At 63.0% G+C, this 24,466-nt stretch carries 22 protein-coding genes and 1 pseudogene; 10 read left to right on the top strand and 13 right to left on the bottom strand.

Annotation, left to right across the window (positions count from 1 at the left end; genetic code table 11):
• Nucleotides 1–38: 38 nt before the first annotated feature.
• From PP4_RS00610 to PP4_RS00580, 7 genes and pseudogenes are all read right to left on the bottom strand, one after another.
• On the bottom strand, nucleotides 39–1,643 hold the full coding sequence (locus PP4_RS00610) for an EAL domain-containing protein (RefSeq protein ID WP_016497425.1): 1,605 nt from the start codon (nucleotides 1,641–1,643) through the stop codon (nucleotides 39–41).
• 288 nt (nucleotides 1,644–1,931) lie between these two features.
• Nucleotides 1,932–2,720, bottom strand: a complete 789-nt coding sequence (locus PP4_RS00605) for an N-acetylmuramoyl-L-alanine amidase (RefSeq protein WP_016497424.1) — start codon at nucleotides 2,718–2,720, stop codon at nucleotides 1,932–1,934.
• A 79-nt stretch (nucleotides 2,721–2,799) separates the two neighbouring features.
• Complete coding sequence (locus PP4_RS00600) at nucleotides 2,800–4,725, bottom strand: GGDEF domain-containing protein (RefSeq protein ID WP_016497423.1); 1,926 nt, start codon at nucleotides 4,723–4,725, stop codon at nucleotides 2,800–2,802.
• A 27-nt stretch (nucleotides 4,726–4,752) separates the two neighbouring features.
• Nucleotides 4,753–5,585: pseudogene (locus PP4_RS00595) on the bottom strand (endonuclease/exonuclease/phosphatase family protein).
• 34 nt (nucleotides 5,586–5,619) lie between these two features.
• Nucleotides 5,620–6,252, bottom strand: coding sequence for a thiol:disulfide interchange protein DsbA (dsbA, locus tag PP4_RS00590; RefSeq protein ID WP_016497421.1), 633 nt, complete (start codon nucleotides 6,250–6,252; stop codon nucleotides 5,620–5,622).
• 151 nt (nucleotides 6,253–6,403) lie between these two features.
• Nucleotides 6,404–7,021, bottom strand: coding sequence for a c-type cytochrome (locus PP4_RS00585; protein WP_016497420.1), 618 nt, complete (start codon nucleotides 7,019–7,021; stop codon nucleotides 6,404–6,406).
• 31 nt (nucleotides 7,022–7,052) lie between these two features.
• Complete coding sequence (locus PP4_RS00580; RefSeq protein ID WP_016484276.1) at nucleotides 7,053–7,355, bottom strand: c-type cytochrome; 303 nt, start codon at nucleotides 7,353–7,355, stop codon at nucleotides 7,053–7,055.
• A 201-nt stretch (nucleotides 7,356–7,556) separates the two neighbouring features.
• Here PP4_RS00580 and yihA point away from each other — a divergent pair, with 201 nt between their 5' ends.
• Nucleotides 7,557–8,189 (top strand): ribosome biogenesis GTP-binding protein YihA/YsxC, encoded by a 633-nt coding sequence (gene yihA / locus PP4_RS00575; RefSeq protein ID WP_016497419.1) that lies wholly within the window; start codon nucleotides 7,557–7,559, stop codon nucleotides 8,187–8,189.
• 425 nt (nucleotides 8,190–8,614) lie between these two features.
• On the opposite strand, the gene polA is transcribed toward yihA, so the two are convergent.
• Nucleotides 8,615–11,362, bottom strand: coding sequence for a DNA polymerase I (gene polA / locus PP4_RS00570; RefSeq protein ID WP_016497418.1), 2,748 nt, complete (start codon nucleotides 11,360–11,362; stop codon nucleotides 8,615–8,617).
• Between the two features lie 75 nt (nucleotides 11,363–11,437).
• On the opposite strand from polA, the gene PP4_RS00565 reads away from it, so the two are divergent.
• Entirely contained in the window at nucleotides 11,438–11,725 is a 288-nt protein-coding gene (locus tag PP4_RS00565) for a DUF2782 domain-containing protein (RefSeq protein WP_003252997.1), read from the top strand.
• Nucleotides 11,726–11,794: 69 nt separating this feature from the next.
• The gene (locus PP4_RS00560) at nucleotides 11,795–12,745 is read left to right on the top strand and encodes a homoserine kinase (protein ID WP_016497417.1); all 951 of its coding nucleotides are present in this window, start codon (nucleotides 11,795–11,797) and stop codon (nucleotides 12,743–12,745) included.
• A 173-nt stretch (nucleotides 12,746–12,918) separates the two neighbouring features.
• On the opposite strand, the gene PP4_RS00555 is transcribed toward PP4_RS00560, so the two are convergent.
• Nucleotides 12,919–13,875, bottom strand: coding sequence for a zinc ABC transporter substrate-binding protein (locus tag PP4_RS00555; protein ID WP_016497416.1), 957 nt, complete (start codon nucleotides 13,873–13,875; stop codon nucleotides 12,919–12,921).
• Between the two features lie 18 nt (nucleotides 13,876–13,893).
• On the opposite strand from PP4_RS00555, the gene zur reads away from it, so the two are divergent.
• The 4 genes from zur to PP4_RS00535 all read left to right on the top strand — a co-directional run bounded on the left by zur (nucleotide 13,894) and on the right by PP4_RS00535 (nucleotide 16,759).
• Nucleotides 13,894–14,379 (top strand): zinc uptake transcriptional repressor Zur, encoded by a 486-nt coding sequence (gene zur, locus PP4_RS00550; protein ID WP_016497415.1) that lies wholly within the window; start codon nucleotides 13,894–13,896, stop codon nucleotides 14,377–14,379.
• On the top strand, nucleotides 14,376–15,149 hold the full coding sequence (gene znuC, locus PP4_RS00545) for a zinc ABC transporter ATP-binding protein ZnuC (RefSeq protein WP_012269923.1): 774 nt from the start codon (nucleotides 14,376–14,378) through the stop codon (nucleotides 15,147–15,149). The genes zur and znuC overlap by 4 nt, the downstream gene beginning before the upstream one ends.
• A complete protein-coding gene (gene znuB / locus PP4_RS00540) occupies nucleotides 15,142–15,924 on the top strand; it encodes a zinc ABC transporter permease subunit ZnuB (RefSeq protein WP_016497414.1) in 783 nt (260 codons plus the stop codon). The genes znuC and znuB overlap by 8 nt, the downstream gene beginning before the upstream one ends.
• A gap of 127 nt (nucleotides 15,925–16,051) precedes the next feature.
• Entirely contained in the window at nucleotides 16,052–16,759 is a 708-nt protein-coding gene (locus PP4_RS00535) for a PA5502 family lipoprotein (RefSeq protein ID WP_016497413.1), read from the top strand.
• 110 nt (nucleotides 16,760–16,869) lie between these two features.
• On the opposite strand, the gene katE is transcribed toward PP4_RS00535, so the two are convergent.
• Nucleotides 16,870–19,014, bottom strand: coding sequence for a catalase HPII (gene katE, locus PP4_RS00530; RefSeq protein WP_016497412.1), 2,145 nt, complete (start codon nucleotides 19,012–19,014; stop codon nucleotides 16,870–16,872).
• Between the two features lie 227 nt (nucleotides 19,015–19,241).
• On the opposite strand from katE, the gene PP4_RS00525 reads away from it, so the two are divergent.
• The 3 genes from PP4_RS00525 (at nucleotide 19,242) to PP4_RS00515 (ending at nucleotide 21,755) form a co-directional block, all read left to right on the top strand.
• The gene (locus tag PP4_RS00525; protein ID WP_016497411.1) at nucleotides 19,242–20,249 is read left to right on the top strand and encodes a methionine ABC transporter ATP-binding protein; all 1,008 of its coding nucleotides are present in this window, start codon (nucleotides 19,242–19,244) and stop codon (nucleotides 20,247–20,249) included.
• A complete protein-coding gene (locus tag PP4_RS00520) occupies nucleotides 20,249–20,920 on the top strand; it encodes a methionine ABC transporter permease (RefSeq protein ID WP_012269918.1) in 672 nt (223 codons plus the stop codon). The genes PP4_RS00525 and PP4_RS00520 overlap by 1 nt, the downstream gene beginning before the upstream one ends.
• 64 nt (nucleotides 20,921–20,984) lie before the next feature.
• Entirely contained in the window at nucleotides 20,985–21,755 is a 771-nt protein-coding gene (locus tag PP4_RS00515; RefSeq protein ID WP_016497410.1) for a MetQ/NlpA family ABC transporter substrate-binding protein, read from the top strand.
• Nucleotides 21,756–21,877: 122 nt separating this feature from the next.
• Here the strand turns inward: PP4_RS00515 and PP4_RS00510 are convergent, their stop codons facing one another.
• The 3 genes from PP4_RS00510 to PP4_RS00500 are packed head-to-tail and all read right to left on the bottom strand — an operon-like array spanning nucleotide 21,878 to nucleotide 24,464.
• Complete coding sequence (locus PP4_RS00510) at nucleotides 21,878–22,510, bottom strand: SCO family protein (protein ID WP_016497409.1); 633 nt, start codon at nucleotides 22,508–22,510, stop codon at nucleotides 21,878–21,880.
• Nucleotides 22,507–23,400: a heme o synthase gene (gene cyoE / locus PP4_RS00505; RefSeq protein ID WP_016497408.1), complete on the bottom strand. Its 894-nt coding sequence runs from the start codon at nucleotides 23,398–23,400 to the stop codon at nucleotides 22,507–22,509. The genes PP4_RS00510 and cyoE overlap by 4 nt, the downstream gene beginning before the upstream one ends.
• On the bottom strand, nucleotides 23,385–24,464 hold the full coding sequence (locus PP4_RS00500) for a COX15/CtaA family protein (protein WP_016497407.1): 1,080 nt from the start codon (nucleotides 24,462–24,464) through the stop codon (nucleotides 23,385–23,387). The genes cyoE and PP4_RS00500 overlap by 16 nt, the downstream gene beginning before the upstream one ends.
• Nucleotides 24,465–24,466 lie beyond the last annotated feature (2 nt).

Raw genomic sequence — 24,466 nt, 5'->3', positions numbered from 1 at the left:
CAGTCGCCTGCACCGGCCTCACCGCCGGGCAGGATTACTCAGTGCTCTGCGCGTCGTGGTAGCTGCCCGCGGGTTACCAGCTCGGCAAACTGCCTGGCGTTCAGCGGCCGGGCAAACAGCCAGCCCTGGCCGTAATTGACCCCTTCACTGTTCAGCAGCACCGCCTGGTCCTCACACTCTATGCCCTCTGCTATCACCCGCAGGTGAAGGTCATGGGCCATGCGGATGATATGCGGAGCAACGCCACTGCTGGCGGCATCGTGGCCCAGCGCGTCGATGAACGCCTTGTCGATCTTCAGGCAGTCCACCGGGAGGGTCTGCAGGTAGGCCAGGCTGCAATAGCCTGTACCAAAGTCGTCGATGAGCACCTGATGCCCCGAAGCGCGCAGCGATTGCAGGTTGTCACGGGCCACCACCACATCCACCAGGCCTCGCTCGGTGACCTCGAAGGCAATCTGGCTGGGCGCCACCCGATGCAAGGCCAGCAGGCGGGCCGCCACCCGGCCGATACGCGGCACCATCACATCGCAGGCGGCCAGGTTCACCGATATGTACAGTTTGGGGTGCGAGCGCAGCAACTGGCCCAGCTGTTCGAGCACGCGCTGCAGGACAAAGTCGGTGATCTGGCGAATCTGCCCGGTGTTTTCCGCCAGCGGGATGAACAAGTCCGGGCTGGTCAGGGTACCGTCCGGGCGCCGCCAGCGCACCAGCGCTTCGGCACCCACGCAGCGTCGGCTGTCGAGTTCGAAGATTGGCTGGTACAGCACCTGCAGCTCCCCGCGGCGCAAAGCATGCTGCAACTCCGAGCTCATCGACCGCCGCTGCAGGATCAATTGCAGCACCAGCCAACCAATGCAACAAGCCGCCAACACACTGCCGGGGAACAGCAGCCAGAGCATGCCGTTCATCCTCAATGGCAGGCTGGCCCGCGGGGCAATCAGCACCAGTTGGTAATCCGGCGACTTGGTCGGCATGCGGTAAATCAGGCGGTCGCTGAGTTCAAGTAGCGACTTGTGGCTTGTCGACCAGGCCGAGGGCGGCGGCCACACTTGTGGCGGCCCCAGCACGGGGATGGCGCGGGCACCGTTATCCAGCACCACCACCAGGCTGCCGCCCGGAGGCAGATCGACCACATCGGTCAGGTGCCCGCGCGAGGTGGAGACCACGAACTGGCCCCGGCCTAGCATGAGCGCAGCCAGGTTCTCGTTCGGTTCGGTGGTGGTGTTCAACCAGTAGCTGTAGGTCGGCCCCTGGATATCCGGTGCCCGCAAAGGTTCGAACGCCCGCTCATCACCACGGTTGGAGCAGGCGATATCACCATCCACGTAAGCCGCTTCATAAATGAACCGCGAACTCAGCCCCACCTGCTGCAACGCCGCCAGCATCGCTGGGCTGCAGCCACGCAAGGGCTGTGCCTGCAACAAGTCTACCCCTTCACGCAGCTGGCCAAACACTTGTTCGAGGCGGTCGAGAAAACGCTCTCCCTGAGCGTTCATCTGTTCGCTCTCGCTTTGCTTCATCTGTTGCAGGGCAATACCGATGCTGGCAGAGAGCAACAGGGCCGCGCTGGCCAGCGCTGCCAACGTGGCCAGCATCCAGGGACGGTAAAAAATTTGGCGCAGCAAGGTGATGATGGCTGACATCAAAGGCATCCAGTTGATAACTAAGGTATAGCAACTGAATCGAGAATCACCCTCACCGTCTGGCACTTCGCTGCACGCCACACTGTTTTTTTGTGGGAGCGGCTGCCCTATTAAAACCCAAAGGTTTGCGCGATCACTGTGGGAGCGGGCGTGTCGGAGCGCCGAACCGCCGCGAACACCGGCGTAGCCGGTGCCATGCAGCGCGTCGCATGCTTCGCGGGCACGCCCGCTCCCACAGGGTGATGCGCCAGCCTGAGGGATGGTGCAAAACGGTTGCGCCTAGAGGGCTCAACGCATGCGGTTGAGCACCTGCAGCATCGCCGCCGTCTGCGCATCGGGCATGCCGTCGAAGCGCTGCGGGCGGAAGCGCATCTGGAACGCTGTGATCACATGGCGGGTGGCAACATCCAGCACCCCGGTCTGCTCGATTTGATAGCCAAACCGCGCCAGTTCCTGTTGGTACCAGCCAATGCTCGGCGGGTTGACGCTGAAGTAGGCCTGCTGCCGTGCCACGGCGTTGGCATCTGGCCAGATACCCAGCCCGGCATCGGCCAGGCGCTTCCACGGGAACAGCGGCCCCGGGTCCAGCTTGCGTGATGGAGCGATATCACTGTGACCAATGATGTGCCGCGGTTCGATGTTGTTGCGCTTTACGATGTCCTTGAGCAGCGCAATCAGCGACTGGACCTGCGCTTCGCTGTAAGGGTGCCAGACCCGGCCATTGGGTGTGTCGGTGAACCCAGGGTTGACGATCTCGATGCCAATGGACGAGGAGTTCAGCCAGGTGCGCCCCTGCCACTGGCTGTCGCCGGCATGCCAGGCACGGCGGTTTTCATCCACCAGTTGATACACCGTCGCAGGCCCGTCGCCGATCAGGTAATGGCTGCTGACCTCACCATGGGTGAGCAACGCGAGCGAGCGCTCCAGCGAAGCATTGGTGTAATGCAGGACAACGAACTGGATGCGGTTGTCCTGGTTGGCCGAGGGATGGCTGCGGTCGATGCGCAGGCCCGTCGAGCAACCGGCGACAGATAACAGCAAAAAGGAAATCAGCGTTTTTTTCAGCGTGGAAAGCACGTCAGTGGCCTCAGCGAATGAGCGCTACAGTATAACGTGCTCCCCATGGCCGCGCTTGCCGTGGGTCTGTGTTTGCAGGCTAGTTCTGCTCGACGCGGTTGCGCCCCTGCTCCTTGGCCCGGTACAGCGCCGCATCAGCGCGCTTGAGCACCTGGTCGCCGCGCTCGCCGGAGCGGAACGCACCCAGGCCGATGGAGGTGGTAATCACCACCCGCTCGCCCTTGAAGTGGAACGGGCAGGCTTCCACCGTGGCCCGCATTGTTTCCGCCATTTGAGCAGCGGCGGCCGGTGATGTCTGTGGCAGCAGCAGGACGAATTCCTCGCCACCGAAGCGGGCGATGAAGTCACGGCCCCGCAGGCGCTTGCGCAGCTGGTCGGCGACAATCTTCAACACCTTGTCCCCGGCCAGATGCCCATAACTGTCGTTGATGCGCTTGAAATGATCCAGGTCGAGGATCGCCATGGCCAGATGGCCACCATTCTCCTGCCATTCGATTATTTCGCGCTCGACCCGCTCGCTCCAGGCCGCGCGGTTGGGCAGACCGGTCAGGGGGTCGAGCAGGGCTTTCTGGCGTTGCTCTTCCAGGTGCTCGCGGTAACCGAGCGCTTCGTGCTCCATGTTCGCCACCCGTTCCGACAGCCCTTGCAGGCGCCCCGCCAGCTCTTGCTCGCGGCGGTCCCGCTCGTGCTTGTGCTCGTCCATGGTGACCAGCAGGCCTTCCAGGCGGTTTTCCAGGATGTGCTTGAGGCTATCGACGTCGGCAGCGCCCTGCACACTGCTTTGCAACCCATCGACATGCTCGCGCAACTGGGTGTCCAGCTCGCGAGCGGCGGAGCTGTTGTCGGCATGGCCGGCGCTGGCCTCGTGCAGGTGGCTCTGGAAGCCTTCGAGGCGCTCATTGAGTTGCTGCAGGTAGGTTTCGAACTCGTGCTGGCCACTGTCGGTGATCGCCAGCATGAGCACGGCGAGGTCATCCAGCACCGGGATCAGCTCGTACCAGTTCAGGCCCCGGGCAACGCGCTCGCGCATGTCCAGCGCCTGGGCCTTGTGCCGCTCGGGCAGGCTCAGGTCATCGAGCAGGCCGATCAGGGTCTTCTCGATGTGCGCAGCAACCTGGCTGTAGGGCGGCTCTACGGCGTAGGGCAGGGCATAGGGGCCGTCTTCGCCAAAGGTTTCTTCAAGTGGTTGTGCCGGTTGTACTTCTGCCAAGGGTTCGCTGACGGCCGCTTCCGGCTCGGGCGCTTCTTCCTGTGGCAGTGGCTGGGCAGCCGGGGCGTCAATTGTTTCGATCAACGCCGGGCCGGATACCTCAAGCTCAGGTTCGGGCGTTACGGTCGCTTCGGCGCTAGAGGCTGAAAGCGGTTGCAGCGCATCCACATCGTCTGGCTGGGGGGCATAGATACTGTGCTGTGCAGCCGGGGGCGCATCAGCAGCAGGCACCGCTGCCGGCGCGGGCGCGGGCTCGCCTTGTGGCTCATCCTCGCGGCTACCGAACAGGCGTTGCAAAAAGCCGGGTCGGGTTTCGTCCCCCGGTTTGCCGAGGGCCGACAGTGCAAGGCCCTGCAAGCCGCTCAGCTCGCCCAGCAGCGGCGGCAGGTCGCGGGACTGGGCAACGCCACCATCGAGTTTTTTTGCGAGCTTTTTCAATGGCCGCGAGATATCGCTGGGCAGCGGCAAGCCTTGCAGCTGGCCGACCAGCACGGTCAGCGCATCGCTGACCTGGTTCATGCGGGTTTCCCGGCGCTGTTCGGAGTCCAGCACCGCTTTCTCAAGGCGCGGAATCAACCCGGCGAGGCCGGCGTCCATGTTGTCACTGCGGATAACCTCGCGCATTTCCTTCATGCACGCGTCCACCACCTTGTCACTGCCTTCGGCAGCCAGGGTGCTGCGCACCAGACCGCGACGCAGCAGGTCGAGACGGGCGTCCCAACGGCGCTCGAGCTTTTCTTGCTGCTCGATGCTTTTAAGGTATTTTTCTTTCCAGCGCTCAGCGTCTTCAGTCATGCCCGGGTCCGCAAACGGTGATGGCAATTAGCTCAAGACCGGCAGCGTATCCACAGTCAATGCATCAGGCAATCGAATCTCGACAGCGACGGGAAGGTGGTCGGAAATTGGCCGCGCCAACACCTCGACACGCTCAAGCGTGAGGCTTGGGCTGAGCAGGATATGGTCCAGGCAACGCTGGGGGCGCCAGCTGGGGAAAGTCGCCTCGACTTGCGGGGCGATCAGGCCCAGGTCGCGCAGCGGCGAGTGCTCCAGCAGGTCGGTGGCATGGGTGTTCATGTCGCCCATCAGCACCTGATGACGGTAACCGCCAATCAGCTCGCGGATGTAGCCCAGTTGCAGGGCACGGGTCTTGGCGCCAAGCGCCAGGTGCATCATCACCACGATCAGCGCATCTTCGCCTTCGCCAAAACGCACCAGGATCGCCCCACGGCCGGCCGGGCCGGGCAACGGGTGGTCTTCGAGCGCTTGCGGCTTCAGGCGGCTGAGCACGCCATTGCTGTGCTGGGCGAAACGCCCGAGGTTGCGGTTGAGTTGCTGGTACCAGTAGGGGAAGGCCCCCAGATGAGCCAGGTGCTCGACCTGGTTTACATAACCTGAGCGCAGGCTGCCACCGTCGGCTTCCTGCAAGGCCACCAGGTCGAAGTCGCCCAGCAAATCACCGATTTTCTGCAGGTTGCCGGCACGCCCGTTGTGCGGCAGCAAGTGCTGCCAGCTGCGGGTCAGGTAATGCCGGTAGCGCTCGGTGCTGATGCCGACCTGAATGTTGAAACTGAGCAGCCGCAGGCGACCATCCTCGGGCAAGCCGGAGGCCTGCAGGTGATGCTCGTTGACCTGCGGCTGGTGCAGGCCAATGCCACGCGTGGTTCTGAAGCGGGGCATGGGTTACGCCGCCTACTTGGCGGCGCGCTCCTTGGCGATCAGCTGGTCGGCGACGTTCAGTACGCCTTCCGGCCCGCCAGCGGTACCCAGGTCGAAGCGGTACTTGCCGTTGACGACCAAGCTCGGTACGCCGGTGATTTCGTACTTCTTCGCCAGTTCCTTGGCCTGGTTGACCTGGCCCTTGATGGCGAACGAATTGAAGGTAGCCAGGAACTTGTCCTTGTCCACACCCTGGGTGGCGAGGAAGTCGGCCATGTCCTGCGGGTCGGTCAGGCGCTTTTTCTGGTTCTGGATGGCGTCGAAGACGGCAGCATGCACCTTGTGCTCGACGCCCATGGCTTCGAGGGTCAGGAACATCTGGCCGTGTGCGTCCCATGGGCCACCGAACATGGCAGGAACACGTTTGAAGTTGACGTCAGCCGGCAGCTTTTCAGCCCACGGGTTGATGGTCGGCTCGAAGTGGTAACAGTGTGGGCAGCCGTACCAGAACAGCTCGACCACTTCGATCTTGCCAGGCACGGAAACTGGAACAGGGTTGCTCAGCTCGAGGTATTCCTTGCCAGCAACAGGCTCGGCGGCCTGGACGGCAGTCATACCAAATACGCTGGCAGCGACCAGCGCGGCGCTGAGAATCAGTTTACGCATGCTTTACTCCTGAGCAGTCATAGGTCGCCACGACCCTACCTGCACTGAGACAGGCCGGGAAGGGATCGAGTTCTGTAGTGTAACGGCTGCGGACTGAAAAAAGGGCGGCCCGGCCGCCCTTTCATCATTGGCCTACAACATTAACTGAAGGTTAATGCAGGCCCTGGATGTAGCTGGCCAACGCCTCGATGTCGTGGTTGCTCAGCTTGCCGGCGATGGTGCGCATGGTCATGGCATCACCATCGTTGGTGCGGTTGCCTTCGCGGAAGTCCGTGAGCTGCTTGGTCACGTACTGCGAGTGCTGGCCGCTCAGGTGCGGGAAGCCGGCCAAAGCAATACCTGCGCCGTTGGGGGAGTGGCAACCGGTGCAGGCAGGCATGCCTTTTTCCAGGTCGCCGCCATTGAACAGCGAACGGCCACGTTCGACCAGCTTTGGATCGGCGGCACCCACGCTGCCTTTCTGGCTGGAGAAGTAGGCGGCGATATCGGCCAGGTCCTGGTCGCTGAACGCGGTCAGCATGCCGGTCATCTCCAGCACGGTACGCTTGCCCGACTTGATATCGTGCAGTTGTTTTTCGAGGTAACGCTGGCCCTGGCCGGCCAGTTTCGGGAAGTTTGGTGCCAGGCTATTGCCGTCGGGGTTGTGGCAGGCGCCACACACGGCCGTCTTGGCCTGACCGGCGGCGGCATCGCCCTTGACAGTTTGCGCAGCAGTGGCCGCACCTGCGACACCCAGGGTCAACAGCAGACTCACGACTAGTTTGTTCATCAGCTAATCCAACACGGCTAAGGGTGAAATGTTATGTATCGGGACTGCCGCTCATCCAAAGGATGACCAAACGGTAGTCCTCGGCACTGCAGTCCATGCACAATCCACGCGGCGGCATAGCCTTGAAACCCTGGGTCACGTGCTTCACCAGTACATCCATGCCTTGCGCCAGCCTTGGCTCCCATGCTGCCCGGTCACCCTGTCTGGGCGCCTGTGGCAACTGCCCGGTGTGACAGGCCGCACACGTGCGGTTGTACAACACCTCGGGATCCTGTGTAGCCTGTGCGCTGAAAACCGGCAGGAACATACCGACAGCAAGCAGCCATTTCGCCATGCGGAACGACCTTCAGGGTTGGGGGCCGCGCTGCGTTCTGATGCGCGAGCTATTGTTCGACACCCCATGCCCGTTCCCCTTCGCTGGGAGAATGAGCACACAAAAACTGGGGCATTATATACTTCCGCCATCCAAACGGAAACGACACCGCTTGCCAGGCTCGGGCCTTCAGAGTCAGGCAACACCCACATCGGATATCCCATGCAAGTCAAGAACCCCATCCTCGGCCTCTGCCAGAAAGCCACATTCGCCCTCAGCGCTGCCAAGGTCGAACAATGTCCGGAAGACCAGGGTTACGAGGTGGCTTTTGCCGGCCGCTCCAACGCCGGCAAATCCAGCGCCCTCAACACCCTGACCCATGCCAGCCTGGCGCGTACCTCGAAAACCCCGGGGCGCACCCAGCTGTTGAATTTCTTCAGTCTGGACGATGAACGGCGTTTGGTCGACCTGCCGGGCTACGGTTATGCGAAAGTGCCGATCCCGCTCAAGCAGCACTGGCAGAAACACCTGGAAGCCTACCTGGGCAGCCGTGAGTGCCTACGCGGCGTGATCCTGATGATGGACGTGCGCCACCCGATGACCGACTTTGACAAGATGATGCTCGACTGGGCCAAGGCCAGCCGCATGCCCATGCACATCCTGCTGACCAAGGCCGACAAGCTCACCCATGGCGCGGGCAAGAACACCTTGCTGAAAGTGCAGTCGGAAATCCGCAAGGGCTGGGGTGATGGCGTGACCATCCAGCTGTTCTCGGCGCCCAAGCGCCTGGGCGTGGAAGACGCCTACCGCGTGCTGGCGGGCTGGATGGAGCTGGAAGACAAGCCTGTGGCCTGAGGGCCTGCGCAGACCTGTAGGAGCAGCCTTGTGCTGCGAAGAGGCCATGACAGGCTGTAGAAATCTGTTGTCCATACCGGCCCTTTCGCAGCACTAGGCTGCTCCTACAATAGGGAGCAGCAGCGGCTGCCTGTCAAATTGCGGGCAAAAAAAACCCCGGACTTCGTATGGGGAGGGGGAAGTTCGGGGTCCAAGTCCGGACCGCTAGGGCGGGGTCCAGATATCTGCCAACACTTAACACAACATAGGAGCATCGAAGGGCTTCACCAGCCATTCAGTTACTCTGAGTTCCGCTTCACCGGTTTAGTTCCGAAGCCCTGAAAACTATTTGCGATAGTTTCATGAAACTTCAGCACCAACTGCACTGAGCAGTGCCAGGATCCGCGTCACTACGTCGCAGATCCTACACAGCTTTCCCCGCTCAATCAGTGAGCTTCGTCCCAATTTGCGCCAATTCCTGCCTCCACCAGCAGCGGCACATCCAGTTGTGCGGCCTGGCTCATGTGCTGGCGAATTTCATCTTTCACCTGCTGAACCAGGTCTTCACGCACCTCCAGCACCAGTTCGTCGTGAACCTGCAGGATCACCCGGGCATCCAGCCCGCTCTCGCTCAGCCAGTTATCCACATTGACCATGGCCCGCTTGATGATGTCGGCTGCGGTGCCCTGCATCGGCGCGTTGATCGCCGTACGCTCGGCGCCTTTGCGCAGGGCCGGGTTCTTGGCGTTGATGTCTGGCAGGTACAGGCGGCGGCCGAACAGGGTTTCGACAAAGCCTTGCTCGGCGGCCTGCGCACGGGTGCGCTCCATGTAGGCCAGCACGCCCGGGTAGCGGGCGAAGTAACGGTCGATGTAGTCCTGCGACTGCTTGCGGTCGACGCCGATCTGCTTGGCCAGGCCAAAGGCGCTCATCCCGTAGATCAGGCCGAAGTTGATGGCTTTGGCCTTGCGACGCTGGTCGGTGGTGACGTCTTCCAGGGCAACACCGAACACTTCCGCCGCCGTTGCCCGGTGCACGTCGAGGTCGTTGCGGAAGGCGTGCAGCAGGCCTTCGTCCTTGGCCAGGTGGGCCATGATGCGCAGCTCGATCTGCGAGTAGTCCGCCGCCAGCAGTTTGTAGCCCGGGCTGGCAATGAACGCCTGGCGGATACGCCGGCCCTCGGCGGTACGGATCGGGATGTTCTGCAGGTTCGGGTCGCTCGACGACAACCGGCCGGTCGCTGCCACTGCCTGCTGATAGGAGGTGTGGATTCGCCCGGTGCGCGGGTTGATCTGGCCCGGCAGCTTGTCGGTGTAGGTGCTCTTGAGCTTGCTCAGGCTGCGGTACTGCATCAGTACCTCAGGCAGTGGGTAGCCGAGCAAGGCCAGTTCATCGAGTACGGCTTCGGCGGTGGATGGCTGGCCCTTGGCGGTCTTGCTCAGCACCGGCATGCCCAGCTTGTCGTAAAGGATCGAACCCAGCTGCTTGGGCGAGCCGAGGTTGAATTCTTCACCGGCCAGCTCGTAGGCCCGCAGCTCCAGCTCGGCCATCTTCACGCCCAGCTCACCGCTCTGTACGTGAAGCAGTGCGGCATCGACCAGCGCACCTTGACGCTCGATCTTGGCCAGCACCGGCACCAGCGGCATTTCGATGTCCATCAGCACCGGCAGCACGCCCGGCGTCTGCGCCAGGCGCGTCTGTAGCGCCTGGTGCAAGCGCAGGGTGATGTCGGCGTCTTCGGCAGCGTAAGGGCCGGCCTTGTCCAGGTGGATCTGGTTGAAGGTGAGCTGCTTGGCGCCTTTGCCGGCGATGTCCTCGAAGGCAATGGTGGTGTGGTCGAGGTACTTTTGCGCCAGGCTGTCCATGTCGTGACGGGTAGCGGTGGAATTCAGCACATACGACTCGAGCATGGTGTCGTAGGCCACGCCGCGCATTTCGATGGCGGGCGAACCGTTGGCGAGGATATTGATGTCGTACTTGGCGTTCTGCCCGACCTTGGCCTTGGCCGGGTCTTCCAGCAGCGGTTTCAGCGCCAGCAATACAGCCTCGCGGTCCAACTGGGCCGGCGCACCTTCATAGTCGTGCGCCAAGGGCACATAAGCCGCCTCATGGGGCGCGACAGCGAAAGACAGGCCAACCAGCTGCGCCTTCTGGGCATCCAGGCCGGTTGTTTCGGTATCAAAGGCAAACAGCGGCGCCTGGCGCAGCTTTTCCAGCCATGCGTCGAAACGGGCCTGGTCCAGAACGGTTTCGTACTGCGGCTCGACCTTGGCCGTCGGCTCTGCGACCGGCGCAACCTCAGTACCAGCCCTTGCCGCGTCGCGCTGCACCTCGGCAACCCAGCTCTTGAACTCCATCTCGGTGTACAGCGCCAACAGCGCATCGCGGTCGGGCTCGCCACACACCAGTGCCTCGACCTCGACATCCAGCGGCACATCGACCTTGATGGTGGCCAGTTCGTAGGAAAGGAACGCCGCATCGCGGTGCTCCTCCAGCTTGGCCGGCAAGGTCTTGGCGCCGCGAATGGCCAGCGCCGGCACCTTGTCCAGGTTGGCGTAAAGGTCGCTGAGGCCACCGCCGATACCGGTCAGCAGGCCCACCGCGGTTTTTTCGCCAACGCCGGGTACGCCTGGGATGTTGTCGACCTTGTCACCCATCAGGGCCAGGAAGTCGATGATATGTTCCGGGCCGACGCCAAATTTCTCGTGCACGCCAGCCACGTCCAGCACGCTACCGGTCATGGTGTTGACCAGGGTAATGTGCCCGTCCACCAGCTGGGCCATGTCCTTGTCGCCGGTCGAGATGATCACCGGGCGGCCCTGGGCGGCGCTGCTGCGCGCCAGGGTGCCGATCACGTCGTCGGCTTCGACACCCTCAACGCACAACAGCGGGTAGCCAAGTGCCCTCACGCTGGCGTGCAGCGGCTCGACCTGCACCCGCAGGTCGTCAGGCATGCTTGGGCGGTTGGCCTTGTACTCTGCGAACATGGCATCACGGAATGTGCCGCCCTTGGCGTCGAACACCACCGCGAACAGGCTGTCCGGGTACTGCTTGCGCAGGCTCTTGAGCATGTTCAGCACACCCTTCACCGCACCGGTCGGCATGCCCTTGGACGTGGTCAGCGGCGGCAGCGCGTGGAAGGCGCGGTACAGGTAGGAGGAACCGTCCACCAGGACGAGGGGGGCTTGGCTCATGAGCAGAATCAACCTTTTCGACGGGTCCGGCGCTAGAATAGCCAGAATCATTGACGACAAAGGGACTAGGTTATCATGCGTACACTCAATCGCCTGTTACTGCTCGGCCTGTTGGCAACCACGCCAGTCGTCACCCTGGCGGCGGACGACGCCCCCTCGGCCGATCCCGAGGTGACCATTCGCACGGAAGGCGACAAAACCATCCAGGAGTACCGGCAGAACGGCTTCCTGTATGCGATCAAGATCACGCCGAAAAACGGCAAGCCTTATTTTCTGGTACGCGCTGATGGCACTGATGCCAATTTCATTCGATCCGACCAGCCGGACATGCTGATTCCGTCCTGGAAGATCTTCGAGTGGTAATCTGACGCGCACCGTTCACATCAACCCGGCACTTCCCGGCGGAAGTGCCCGTATGGGCAAATTTTCATCATGTCAGTCTTCACCCCCGTGACCCGGCCTGAGCTGGAAACCTTTCTGGCGCCGTACGAGCTGGGCCGTCTGCTCGACTTCCAGGGCATTGCCGCCGGCACCGAGAACAGCAATTTCTTCGTCAGCCTCGAACAGGGGGAGTTCGTCCTGACGCTGATCGAGCGCGGGCCCAGCGAGGACATGCCGTTCTTCATCGAACTGCTCGACACCCTGCACGACGCCGACATGCCGGTGCCCTATGCCATTCGTGACCGCGACGGCAATGGCCTGCGCGAGTTGTGCGGCAAGCCGGCACTGCTGCAGCCACGGCTGTCGGGCAAGCACATCAAGGCGCCGAACAACCAACACTGCGCCCAGGTCGGCGAGCTGCTGGCACACATTCACCTGGCCACCCGCGAGCACATCATCGAGCGCCGCACCGACCGTGGCCTGGACTGGATGCTGGCCTCGGGTGCCGAGCTGTTGCCGCGCCTGACTGCCGAACAGGCCGCATTGCTGCAGCCGGCGCTGGATGAAATCACCGCGCACAAGGCGCAGATCCTTGCGTTGCCACGGGCCAACCTGCATGCCGACCTGTTCCGCGACAACGTGATGTTCGAAGGCACCCACCTGACCGGCGTGATCGACTTCTACAACGCCTGCTCCGGGCCGATGCTGTATGACATCGCCATCACCGTGAACGACTGGTGCCTGGATGAGAAGGGCGCGGTGGATGTACCGCGTGCCCAGGCATTGCTGGCGGCCTATGCGGCGCTGAGGCCGTTCACGGCGGCCGAAGCCGGGCTGTGGCCGGAAATGTTGCGGGTAGGTTGCGTGCGCTTCTGGCTGTCGCGCCTGATCGCAGCCGAATCGTTTGCCGGGATGGATGTGATGATCCACGACCCGAGCGAGTTCGAAGTGCGCCTGGCCCAGCGCCAGCAAGTGGCCTTGCACCTGCCGTTCGCCCTTTAGACCCCGTCTGCTTCTTCGCGGGCACGCCCGCTCCCACAGGGATAACACAACCCTGAAAGTTATCGTTGTTCCTGTGGGAGCGGGCATGCCCGCTCCCACAGGGATAACACAACCCTGAAAGTTATCGTTGTTCCTGTGGGAGCGGGCATGCCCGCGAAAAGGCCGGTACAGGCTTACAGCTGTTCCAGGCAACCAGCCAGATCACCACCCAGCTTCTCAAGCAAGCGCTCATACCCTTTGCCATCCACCGGGTCGGTGCCACCCAGTGCATCCAGCTCGGCCAGGCGCACCGGCAGCCCGGCAGTCAGGGTCTCGGCCAGGCGCGGTCGCAGTGGCGGTTCGCTGAACACGCACGTCTTGCCCACTTCCTGCAGGCGCTTGCGCATGGCTGCCACATGTTGCGCCCCAGGCTGCACCTCGGACGCCACGCTGAACACGCCGGTGTGCTTCAAGCCATATTCAGCCTCGAAGTAATCGAACGCTTCGTGAAACACGAAGTACGGCCTGTCGGCAATACCCTCCACCCGCGCCTTGATACGCCCATCCAGTGCATCCAGCCGCTCATCGAAGGCCTTCAGGTTGCTCTGGTAGCGAGCTGCGTTGGCAGGGTCGACCTGTGCCAGGTCAGCCGCCATTTTGGCCGCGATTACTCGCGCGTTGACCGACGATAACCACAAATGTGCATCCAGGCTGCCTGGACGGTGATCGTGGTCATGGTCGTCGTGGTCTTCTTCCTCATGGGAATGGCTGTCCTCGCCAAAATGGCGCAGCTTCATGCCCGTCAGCGACTGCACGGCCACCGTAGGCTTGCTACGGCTGCCCAGCACCCGCGGCAGGAAGCTCTCCATGTCCGGGCCGATCCAGTACAGCAGGTCGGCATCACCTACGCGGCGCACATCGGACGGGCGCAAGGCATAGTGGTGCGGCGAAGCGCCTGGCGGCAGCAACACGTCAGGGCTGCCAACGCCATCCTGCACGGCAGCGGCAATCTGCTGCAGGGGCTTGATACTGGTGAGCACACGCACATCGGCCTGGGCAGAAAATGCGATGAAAGCGACAAACAGAGCTAGGAATCGGGACACGGTGGATACTCGAGTCGTCAGAAACAGGTAACATAATAACGTCTCCATCCAGAACCGTCGCTGCCCATGTCCATCACGCCGCTGGCCAACCGTCCTCACGATCATTCCCATTGCGTACACAGCGCACTGGCTGAAGCCGACGCCTTGTGCACCCGCCAGGGCCTGCGCCTGACCGCGCTGCGCCGCCGTGTGCTGGAGCTGGTGTGGCAAAGCCACAAGCCGCTGGGCGCCTACGACATCCTCGCCGTGCTCAGCGAGCAGGACGGCCGCCGCGCCGCGCCGCCCACGGTATACCGCGCGCTGGACTTCCTGCTGGAAAACGGCCTGGTGCACCGCATCGCCTCGCTCAACGCCTTCATCGGCTGCAGCCACCCCGAACACGTGCACCAAGGCCAGTTCCTGATTTGCCGGGCCTGCCATGTGGCCATCGAGCTGGAGCAGAGCAGTATCAGCGACGCCATCATCAACAGCGCCAAAGACGTGGGCTTCACTGTCGAGACCCAGACCGTGGAAGTGGTCGGCCTGTGCGGCAGCTGCCGGAGCGCGGCATGAGCGATGCCCTGATCCGCCTGGAGCAGGTCGGCGTCACCTTTGGCGGCGAGGCGGTGCTCGACAGCATCGACCTGTCGGTCGCACCCGGCCAGATCGTCACCCTGATCGGCCCCAACGGGGCGGGCAAGACCACCTTGGTGCGCGCCGTACTCGGGTTGCTCAAGCCGCACCGTGGCAAAGTATGGCGCAAGCCGAAGCTGCGCATTGGCTACATGCCGCAAAAGATTCAGGTCGATGCCACGCTGCCGCTGTCGGTGCTGCGCTTCCTGCGCCTGGTGCCCGGCGTAGACCGCGCCGCAGCCTTGTCGGCGCTGCAGGAAGTGGGCGCCGAACAGGTCATCGACAGCCCGATCCAGACCATTTCCGGCGGCGAGATGCAACGCGTGCTGCTGGCCCGCGCCCTGCTGCGCGAACCCCAGTTGCTGGTGCTCGACGAGCCGGTGCAGGGTGTGGACGTGGTCGGCCAGACCGAGCTGTACAACCTCATCACCCGCCTGCGCGACCGCCATGGCTGCGGCGTGCTGATGGTGTCCCACGACCTGCACTTGGTGATGAGCGCCACCGACCAGGTGGTGTGCCTGAACCGTCACGTGTGCTGCTCGGGCCACCCCGAGCAAGTCAGCGGCGACCCGGCGTTCGTCGAACTGTTCGGCCAGACCGCACCTAGCCTGGCCATTTACCACCACCACCACGACCACAGCCACGACCTGCACGGCTCGGTGGTCGCCCCTGGCACCCATGTTCACGGAGAGCACTGCAAGCATGGCTGATTTTCTTCTCTACGCCTTGCTTGCCGGCTTGTCCCTGGCGCTGGTTGCCGGCCCGCTGGGTTCCTTCGTGGTATGGCGGCGCATGGCCTATTTTGGCGACACCCTGTCCCATGCCGCTTTGCTCGGTGTGGCCATGGGCTTTGCCCTGGACGTCAGCCCGGCACTGGCAGTGACCATCGGCTGCCTGCTACTGGCGATTTTGCTGGTGACCTTGCAGCAACGCCAACCGCTGGCCTCCGATACCCTGCTCGGCATTCTCGCCCCCAGCACGCTGTCGCTGGGCCTGGTGGTACTGAGCTTCATGCACGATGTGCGCATCGACCTGATGGCCTACCTGTTCGGTGACCTGCTGGCCATCAGCACCACCGACCTGGCCTGGATCCTCGGCGGCAGTGCGCTGGTGCTGGTGCTGCTTGCCGCGCTGTGGCGGCCGCTGCTGGCAGTCACCGTGCACGAAGAACTGGCCACGGTCGAAGGCCTGCCCGTTGCCGGCCTGCGCCTGGCACTGATGCTGCTGATTGCGGTGGTGATTGCGGTGGCCATGAAGATCGTCGGTGTGCTGCTGATCACCTCGCTGCTGATCATCCCCGCGGCTGCGGCGCAGCGTCACGCCCGCTCCCCCGAGCAGATGGCCGTGGGCGCCAGCCTGCTGGGCGTCACCGCGGTCTGCTGTGGCCTGGCCATGTCGTGGTTCAAGGATACCCCCGCCGGCCCGTCGATCGTGGTTTGCGCGGCGGTGCTATTCTTGCTGAGCCTGGCCCTGCCAAAACGCTGAACAGCAGGGCGTGTGAAGGCACGCCTTGCAACCTTTTGCCGGGTAAAGGGTCTGTAAGACCTGTTTTCGAGCGTGCGCACCTGGGTGTAGACTTGCTCGCTTTTTGCGCAAATAGAGAGTCGCAGGAATGAAGCCGTTCGCCTCCCGTTATCTGCTTGTTGCCGCGTTTTCCCTGCTCCTGGCTGCCTGTTCCAGCGCGCCGGTCGAACAGGCCCCCGCACCTGCCCAAGCCGATGCCTGGCAGCAGTTGCAACAAAACATCGCCAGCAACGAGCTGGCCACCGCCGAAGACCAACTGGCAGCCCTGCAAGCGCAGTCGCCTGACGACGCGCGCCTGGAGCAATACCAGCGTCAGTTGGCCGAAGCCTACCTGCAACGCAGCCAGATCGTCCTGCAAAAGGGTGATGTGAATGCGGCCGCTACCGCCCTGGCCCGTGCCCGGGCACTGATGCCGCAAGCCCCGGCAGTGACCGGTGGCGATCCCCTGTCCCAGGCACGCAAGGCCGAGCTGGAGAAGGCAGAGGCTGCCTTGAAAGCCGCCGAAGCCAAGCCCACGGCACGCATCATCGACCCGACTGCGCCAAGCACGGTGGTTGCCTTGAAGACCACTGACAGCCGCGCCATGCGCCGCCAGCTCGATGACATTGCCGCCGATGTGGTGAGCTATGACTGCGAAGTGGTGTTCCAGGTGCCGCGCACAGACGATGCGCCGTGGCTGAAGACCTTGCTGGAGAAGCGCGTGCGCAAGATCGACAGTGGGTTCCAGCTCAAGCAGAAGCATGAAATTCAACGCTCGCTGCCGGCGCAGGTGGTTCTGGTACCGCATCAGCGCTGAAAACACTGGCGGCGCTGCGCGCCCCTTTCGCGACACAAGGCCGCTCCTACCAGGGCATGCAATCTCCGGTAGGAGCGGCCTTGTGACGCGATGGGGTGCGAAGCAGCTCCTTAGGCTGGTACAGCCTCTGCAGCAGCTTCACGCTCCCACACCCGGTGCCCCTCGACCGCTTTGACGAAAGCGTCCAGCGTCTTCTGATCATCGCCCAGCAACAGCCCCTTGTCCTCCTTCAGGCCCAGCGCGTCCACCAGCACCTTGCCCTCCTTGGCAAAGCCGATCGCCTTCAGGTGCTTGTAGGCTTCGAGCAGGAAGTGCTTGGCCAGGCCACTCGCCCCCAGCGCATCCAGCGCGGCCTTCCCGGCCGGTACCAGCACCCCGTCGAACATGATCGAAGGCATGCCCTCCATCGAGGCATCCACGGGCAGTGCCTTGCCGCCGGCAGCCTTGACCGGTGCCGAGGTGGGCCCAAGCAGCATGATGCGCGCGCTGTGGGCCTCAAGCGCCTTGACCAACCGGTCGACACTGCCGGCATCCACGCCATCGGCCAGCAGCACAGCTATCTTGCGCCCCTTGATGCCCACAACCCCTGGGTGGTTCATCTGGCTCAATGCCGGGGACTCGGCAAGCTTGCTGCCTTTCACCTGAACGGTGCCCGCCTTGGGTGCCGGCAACCCCAGGTTGGCGGCTACCGCAGCCGCCAGCTTCAGATCGATGTTGGCCAGGATTTCGTTCACCTCACGGGCACGAATGGCCTCGCGCTCGACCTTGCCCAGCTCGAAGCTGTAGGCCTTGATGATGTGCTGTTGCTCTGTCGGGCTCATGCTCTGGAAGAACAACCGCGCTTGCGAGAAATGGTCGCCGAACGAATCGCTGCGCTGGCGAATCTTGTGCGCATCGATGCGCTCCTGGAAGCTCTCGAAGCCGCCATCCTGTGCTGCGGGTGGCGTTTCCTTCGGCCAGCCGCCGTCGATGGAGTTCGGCTCATACGAGGCACGGCCCCTGTGCACGGTGTGCTGGTGCAAAGCGTCGCGCTGGTTGTTGTGGTTGGGGGCCACAGGGCGGTTGATCGGGATCTGGTGGAAGTTCGGCCCGCCCAGCCGGCTCAGTTGCGTGTCGGTATAGGAGAACAGCCGGCCCTGCAGGAGGGGGTCATTGGTGAAGTCGATACCCGGCACGATATGGCCAGGGCAGAAGGCAACCTGCTCGACCTCGGCGAAGAAGTTGTCCGGGTTGCGGTTCAGCACCATCTTGCCCAGCGGGGTGACGGGTACCAGTTCTTCGGGAATGATCTTGGTCGGGTCCAGCAGGTCGAAGTCGAATTTGTGTTCGTCAGCCTCCGGCACAATCTGCACGCCCAGTTCCCATTCCGGGTAGTCGCCGGTTTCAATGGCTTCCCACAGGTCACGGCGCTGGAAGTCGGTGTCCTTGCCCGCCAGTTTCTGGGCTTCGTCCCACAGCAGCGAATGCACGCCCTGGCTCGGCTTCCAGTGAAACTTGACGAAGCTGGCCACACCTTCGGCATTGATCAGGCGGAAGGTGTGCACGCCAAAGCCCTCCATCATTCGCAGGCTGCGCGGGATGGCGCGATCAGACATGGCCCACATGACCATGTGGGCCGACTCCGGCACCAGCGAGACAAAATCCCAGAAGGTGTCATGCGCCGAGCCGCCGGTAGGTATCTCGTTGTGTGGCTCTGGCTTTACCGCGTGGACAAAATCGGGAAACTTGATGGCATCCTGGATGAAAAACACTGGCATGTTGTTGCCGACCAGGTCGAAATTGCCTTCGTCGGTGTAAAACTTGACGGCAAAGCCCCGCACATCGCGCACCGTGTCGCCAGAACCGCGTGGGCCCTGCACCGTGGAAAAGCGCACGAAAACCGGGGTGATCTTTTCCGGGTCCTGCAGGAAGCCGGCCTTGGTCAGCTCCGCGTGGTTGCCATAGCTCTGGAAGAACCCGTGGGCCCCGGTACCGCGGGCGTGCACGATGCGCTCGGGGATCCGCTCATGGTCAAAGTGGGTGATCTTCTCGCGCATGATGAAGTCTTCAAGCAGCGAAGGCCCGCGATCACCTGCCTTCAAGGTGTTCTGGTTGTCAGCGATGCGTACGCCTTGATTTGTGCGCAGCGCATGCCCGGTCGCATCGCTGCGGTCGGCCTCCAGGCTCTGCAGCTTGGCATTGGTATTGGCCCGGTCAGGGGTCTGGGTGCCGGCGGCTTCACCCTGCTTGGGCGCGTCCGTTTTCTTGCTGGGCATGATCGGCTCTCCTCATCAGTCTTAAGGCTTGCCCGTTCAGGGCTTGTCCAAGTAGTGACTGGAGGGCGTTGCCGAGCGTTCAATCAGGATTACCGGTTGTCGCGATATGCCCGAAGGATTGGTGCATTACGAAATAAATGCTAAGAACAGCTATGGGAAAAGGCTAAAATGCGCGACCCCAGCTAACCGCTGACCCAAATTTCAATGCGCCCCACAAGGTTCGCTACGTGATCGAGTTCCAACAGGTACATAAGACCTACCGCGTTGCCGGTAGGGAAATCCCCGCACTGAATCCGACCAGCCTGACCATCGAAGATGGCCAGGTGTTCGGCCTGATCGGCCATTCCGGCGCCGGCAAAAGCACCATGCTGCGCCTGATCAACCGCCTGGAAGAACCCTCCGGCGGCAAGATCATCGTCGACGGCGAAGACGTCACCGCGTTCAACGCCAGCCAGCTCCGCGGCTTCCGTCAGCAGGTCGGGATGATTTTCCAGCACTTCAACCTGCTGGCCTCCAAGACCGTCGCCGACAACGTGGCCCTGCCACTGACCCTGGCCGGCGAGCTGTCGCGCAGCGAAATCGACAAGCGCGTCACCGAGCTACTGGCCCGTGTCGGCCTGCAAGACCACGCCAAAAAGTACCCGGCGCAGTTGTCCGGCGGCCAAAAGCAGCGCGTCGGCATCGCCCGCGCCCTGTCCACCAACCCGAAGATCCTGCTGTGCGACGAGGCCACCAGTGCCCTCGACCCGCAAACCACGGCCTCGGTCCTGCAACTGCTGGCCGAAATCAACCGTGAGCTGAAGCTGACCATCGTGCTGATCACCCATGAAATGGACGTGATCCGCCGTGTCTGCGACTGTGTGGCGGTGATGGACGCCGGCCAGATCGTCGAACAAGGCTCGGTGGCCGATGTGTTCCTGCACCCACAGCACCCCACCACCAAGCGCTTTGTCCAGGAAGACGAGCAGGTCGACGAAGGCGAGCAGCGCGACGACTTTGCCCACGTACCTGGCCGCATCGTGCGCCTGACCTTCCAGGGCGACGCCACGTACGCGCCGCTGCTGGGCACCGTGGCCCGCGAAACCGGTGTGGACTACAGCATCCTCGCCGGGCGTATCGACCGCATCAAGGATGTCCCCTATGGCCAGCTCACCCTCGCCCTGATCGGCGGTGACATGGAAGCGGCCTTCGCCCGCTTCAAGGCAGCTGACGTACATATGGAGGTACTGCGTTGATGGACGCCCTGAATTTCTTTGCCAACGTCGACTGGGCCGAAATCTGGCTGGCCACCATCGACACCATGATCATGCTGTTCGGCTCGCTGTTCTTCACCGTGCTGCTGGGCCTGCCACTGGGTGTGCTGCTGTTCCTCTGCGGGCCAAAGCAGATGTTCGAGCAGAAGGGCGTGTACGCGTTGCTGTCGCTGGTGGTCAACATCCTGCGTTCGCTGCCGTTCATCATCCTGCTGATCGTGATGATCCCGTTCACCGTACTGATCACCGGCACCTCGCTGGGCGTTGCCGGCGCCATCCCGCCGCTGGTGGTGGGTGCCACGCCGTTCTTCGCCCGCCTGGTGGAAACCGCCCTGCGTGAAGTGGACCGCGGCATCATCGAGGCTACCCAGTCGATGGGCGCCACCACCCGCCAGATCATCACCAGTGCGCTGCTGCCAGAGGCCCGTCCGGGTATCTTCGCGGCCATTACCGTAACCGCCATCACCCTGGTTTCGTACACCGCCATGGCCGGTGTGGTGGGCGCCGGTGGTCTGGGCGACCTGGCTATCCGCTTCGGTTACCAGCGCTTCCAGACCGATGTGATGGTAGTGACCGTGGTACTGCTGCTGGTACTGGTTCAAGTACTGCAGAGCGTGGGCGACAAACTGGTCGTGCATTTTTCCCGTAAGTAACCCCAATGGGGTCGGCCTGGCCGACCCGTTCGGGGGCCGTCGCGGCCCTCACAAGGAGTGATCAATGAAGAAGCTGCTTGCTGTCGCTGCCGCTGTTGCGGCCTTCTCGGCCCACGCCGATACCCTGACCGTTGCCGCCACCCCGGTGCCGCACGCCGAAATCCTCAACTTCGTCAAACCGCAGTTGGCCAAAGAAGGCGTGGAGCTGAAGGTCAAGGAATTCACCGACTATATCCAGCCGAACGTACAGGTTGCCGAAAAGCGCCTGGACGCCAACTTCTTCCAGCACCAGCCGTACCTGGATGAGTTCAACAAGGCCAAGGGCACCAACTTGGTCAGCGTGGCCGGCGTGCACATCGAGCCGCTGGGCGTGTATTCCACCAAGATCAAGAAGCTGGACGAGCTGTCCTCCGGCGCCACCGTGGTCATCCCCAACGACGCCACCAACGGCGGCCGCGCCCTGCTGCTGCTGGACAAGGCAGGCGTGATCAAGCTCAAGGACAACAAGAACATCCTGTCCACCGTGAAGGATGTTGCCGAGAACCCGAAAAACGTGAAGTTCCGTGAGCTGGAAGCCGCCACCATCCCGCGCGTGCTGACCCAGGTCGATGCTGCCCTGATCAACACCAACTACGCGCTGGAAGCCAAGCTGAACCCGGAAAAAGACGCGCTGGCCATCGAAGGCAGCGACTCGCCTTACGTGAACATCCTGGTTGCCCGCCCGGACAACAAGGATTCGGAAGACATGAAGAAACTGGCGGCTGCACTGCACTCGCCAGAGGTGAAGCAGTTCATCATCGAGAAGTACAAAGGCGCTGTGGTTCCGGCATTTTAAGCTGAAACCCCTGGGGCCGCTTTGCGGCCCTTTCGCGGCACAAGGCCGCTCCTACAGGGGATCGCGTACCCCTGTAGGAGCGGCCTTGTGCCGCGAAAGGCCTGCAAAGCAGGCCCGAAATCTCAATCCCGCTTCACAAGCCCGGGCAACTGCGCCACCAGCTTCTGGTTGTTGAACGGCGCACGAATGAACCCGCGCTGACGCCCATCAGGCCCGACTACCGCCAGGTTGCCGCTGTGATCCACGGTATACCCCGGTTTGCTCGTATCCGCCGGAATGAACGGAATGCTCAAGGTATTGGCCAGCTTCTGGGTATCTTCGATCGACCCCGCCACCCCGACAAAGTCCTTGTCGAAATAGCCCAGGTACTGCTTCAGCTGGTTCGGCGTATCGCGGTTCGGGTCCACACTCACCAACACCACCTGCAGCCGGTCGACGGCTTCCTTGGGCAGCTCGCTCTTCACCTGGCGCAACTGGGCCAGGGTGGTCGGGCAGATGTCCGGGCAGTAGGTGTAGCCGAAGAACAACAGCGACCATTTGCCTTTCAGGTCATCCAGCTGTACCGGCTGCCCGTCCTGGTTGGTCATGGTCACGTCAGCCACGGTGCGGCTCTGCGGCAGCAGGATAATGCCGGCGTCGATCAGCTCGGCGGGGTTGGGCTGGTCGCGGCCATTGAGCACCTTGTTGACGGTAAGGCCCAGGATCAACGCGACCAGGGCGACGAGGATGAAGACGGTTTTCTGGGTTCGGGTCATAGGTTCAGCAACAGGTAGTGGTCGAGGAGCAACGCGATGAACAGCGCGAACAGGTAGCCGATAGAGTACTTGAAGGTGCCGATCGCCGCGTGCGGCCGGCTGCCACGGTACAACACCCAGGCCCATTGCAGGAAGCGCAGCCCCAAGGCCAGGGCACAAGCCAGGTACAGTGGGCCGCTCATGTGGATGGCATAGGGCAGCAGGCTCACCGCCAGCAGAATCAGGGTGTACAGCAAAATATGCAGCTTGGTGTAGCGCTCGCCATGGGTCACCGGCAGCATCGGGATATCGGCCTTGGCGTACTCTTCCTTGCGGTGGATGGCCAGCGCCCAGAAGTGCGGCGGGGTCCAGGCGAAAATGATCAGCACCAGCAGCAAAGGTTCGGCGCTGACATGGCCGCTTACCGCCACCCAGCCGAGCAACGGCGGGGCGGCGCCGGCCAGGCCGCCGATGACGATGTTCTGTGGCGTGGCACGCTTGAGAAAGCCGGTGTAGAGCACCGCATAACCCAGCAGCGAAGCCAGGGTCAGCCAGGCGGTGAGGGCGTTGGTGAACGCCAGCAGCAGGGCCATGCCCAGCAGCGCCAACGCCAGTGCAAACAGCAAGGCCGGTAGCGGCTCGACCCGGCCTTGGGCCAGCGGCCGCTTGTGGGTGCGGGCCATCAGCGCATCGATGCGCCGGTCCACCACATGGTTCACCACCGCCGCAGCGCCAGCGCACAGGCCGATGCCCAGGTTGCCGAACAGCAGCACGCTCCAGCCGACCCCCGCCCGTGTGGCCAGGAACATGCCGGCCAGCGAAGTGATCAGCATCAGTACCACCACCTTGGGCTTGGTCAGCTCCAGGTAATCGCGCCAGTTGGCCCGTCGTGCGCTCAGAAGCGTCGCCACGAGTCGTTCCTCATGTGATGGGAAATGCCCACGCCGGCCACCGGACGCAGGCGCCAACCTTGGCCGACACCCACGCGAACCTTGTCGACCACTCGAATGCGGTAGTTCACCAGCACCATGCTCAACAGCAACAGCGCCCCGCCGGCATTGTGCGCAACCGCTACCGCCAGCGGCAGGTGGAATACCACGTTGCTGATGCCCAGGCCCACTTGCAGGGCCAGCGCCAGCAGCACCAGCCGCGCCAGACCGGGGAGGCCACAGCGGTACAGCTTCCAACTGAGCATCAGCAGCACGCAGGTGACCAGTAGCGCGCCCAGGCGGTGGCTGATGTGGATGGCCGTGCGGGCATCACTGTCCAGTTGCCCGCCCAGGTAATTGGGGCCGACGTGCTGGGTCAGGTGGAAGCCATTGCTGAAGTCCGCCGCTGGCCACCACTGGCCGTGACAGGTCGGCAGGTCAATGCAGGCGACCGCTGCATAGTTGGCACTGACCCAGCCGCCCAGGGCGATCTGGCCGACCACCACCAACAGCGCCAGCGCAGCGATCCGCCGCAGGCTCAGTGGCAGTTTCGGCAAGGGCGCAAAGGCCCGGGATAGACGCAGTGACAACAGGAATAGCAAGCTCAGGGTGGTGAAGCCGCCCAGCAAATGCGCCGTGACCACCTGCGGCCACAGCTTCAGGGTGACCGTCCACATGCCGAAAGCCGCCTGGGCCAGCACCACACCCAGCAACAGCACCGGCAGGCGGTAAGGCTGGCCATCGCGGGCATGCCGACGCAGCGCCTGGAAGGCGAGCAGGGCAATCACCATGGCCAAGGTACCGGCGAAATAGCGATGGACCATTTCCGCCCAGCCCTTGGCCTCTTCCACCGGGTGATCGGGGAAGTGCAGCTCGGCATGGGCAAGCTGGGCCTCGCTCTTGGGCACGCTGATGAAGCCATAGCAACCCGGCCAGTCGGGGCAGCCGAGGCCGGCGTGGGTCAGGCGGGTGTAGGCACCCAGCAGGACGACCAGCAGTGCCAACAGGGTGGCGAACACAGCAATGCGGAATCCAGGTCTGGCCATGG

This window comes from Pseudomonas putida NBRC 14164 (assembly GCF_000412675.1).
Classification (GTDB): domain Bacteria; phylum Pseudomonadota; class Gammaproteobacteria; order Pseudomonadales; family Pseudomonadaceae; genus Aquipseudomonas; species Aquipseudomonas putida.
Note: the sequence above shows the minus strand (reverse complement) of the source record. Positions and strands in the feature narration are given on the sequence as shown.

Coding starts and splice junctions, on each gene's coding strand:
- PP4_RS00600 (WP_016497423.1), bottom strand. CDS start 4,725: ATGACTGAAGACGCTGAGCGCTGGAAAGAAAAATACCTTAAAAGCATC.
- znuC (WP_012269923.1), top strand. CDS start 14,376: ATGAGCGATGCCCTGATCCGCCTGGAGCAGGTCGGCGTCACCTTTGGC.
- zur (WP_016497415.1), top strand. CDS start 13,894: ATGTCCATCACGCCGCTGGCCAACCGTCCTCACGATCATTCCCATTGC.
- katE (WP_016497412.1), bottom strand. CDS start 19,014: ATGCCCAGCAAGAAAACGGACGCGCCCAAGCAGGGTGAAGCCGCCGGC.
- PP4_RS00515 (WP_016497410.1), top strand. CDS start 20,985: ATGAAGAAGCTGCTTGCTGTCGCTGCCGCTGTTGCGGCCTTCTCGGCC.
- PP4_RS00555 (WP_016497416.1), bottom strand. CDS start 13,875: ATGGAGACGTTATTATGTTACCTGTTTCTGACGACTCGAGTATCCACC.
- PP4_RS00535 (WP_016497413.1), top strand. CDS start 16,052: ATGAAGCCGTTCGCCTCCCGTTATCTGCTTGTTGCCGCGTTTTCCCTG.
- polA (WP_016497418.1), bottom strand. CDS start 11,362: ATGAGCCAAGCCCCCCTCGTCCTGGTGGACGGTTCCTCCTACCTGTAC.
- PP4_RS00510 (WP_016497409.1), bottom strand. CDS start 22,510: ATGACCCGAACCCAGAAAACCGTCTTCATCCTCGTCGCCCTGGTCGCG.
- dsbA (WP_016497421.1), bottom strand. CDS start 6,252: ATGCGTAAACTGATTCTCAGCGCCGCGCTGGTCGCTGCCAGCGTATTT.
- PP4_RS00520 (WP_012269918.1), top strand. CDS start 20,249: ATGGACGCCCTGAATTTCTTTGCCAACGTCGACTGGGCCGAAATCTGG.
- PP4_RS00580 (WP_016484276.1), bottom strand. CDS start 7,355: ATGGCGAAATGGCTGCTTGCTGTCGGTATGTTCCTGCCGGTTTTCAGC.
- yihA (WP_016497419.1), top strand. CDS start 7,557: ATGCAAGTCAAGAACCCCATCCTCGGCCTCTGCCAGAAAGCCACATTC.
- PP4_RS00560 (WP_016497417.1), top strand. CDS start 11,795: ATGTCAGTCTTCACCCCCGTGACCCGGCCTGAGCTGGAAACCTTTCTG.
- PP4_RS00610 (WP_016497425.1), bottom strand. CDS start 1,643: ATGTCAGCCATCATCACCTTGCTGCGCCAAATTTTTTACCGTCCCTGG.
- PP4_RS00585 (WP_016497420.1), bottom strand. CDS start 7,021: ATGAACAAACTAGTCGTGAGTCTGCTGTTGACCCTGGGTGTCGCAGGT.
- znuB (WP_016497414.1), top strand. CDS start 15,142: ATGGCTGATTTTCTTCTCTACGCCTTGCTTGCCGGCTTGTCCCTGGCG.
- PP4_RS00565 (WP_003252997.1), top strand. CDS start 11,438: ATGCGTACACTCAATCGCCTGTTACTGCTCGGCCTGTTGGCAACCACG.
- PP4_RS00500 (WP_016497407.1), bottom strand. CDS start 24,464: ATGGCCAGACCTGGATTCCGCATTGCTGTGTTCGCCACCCTGTTGGCA.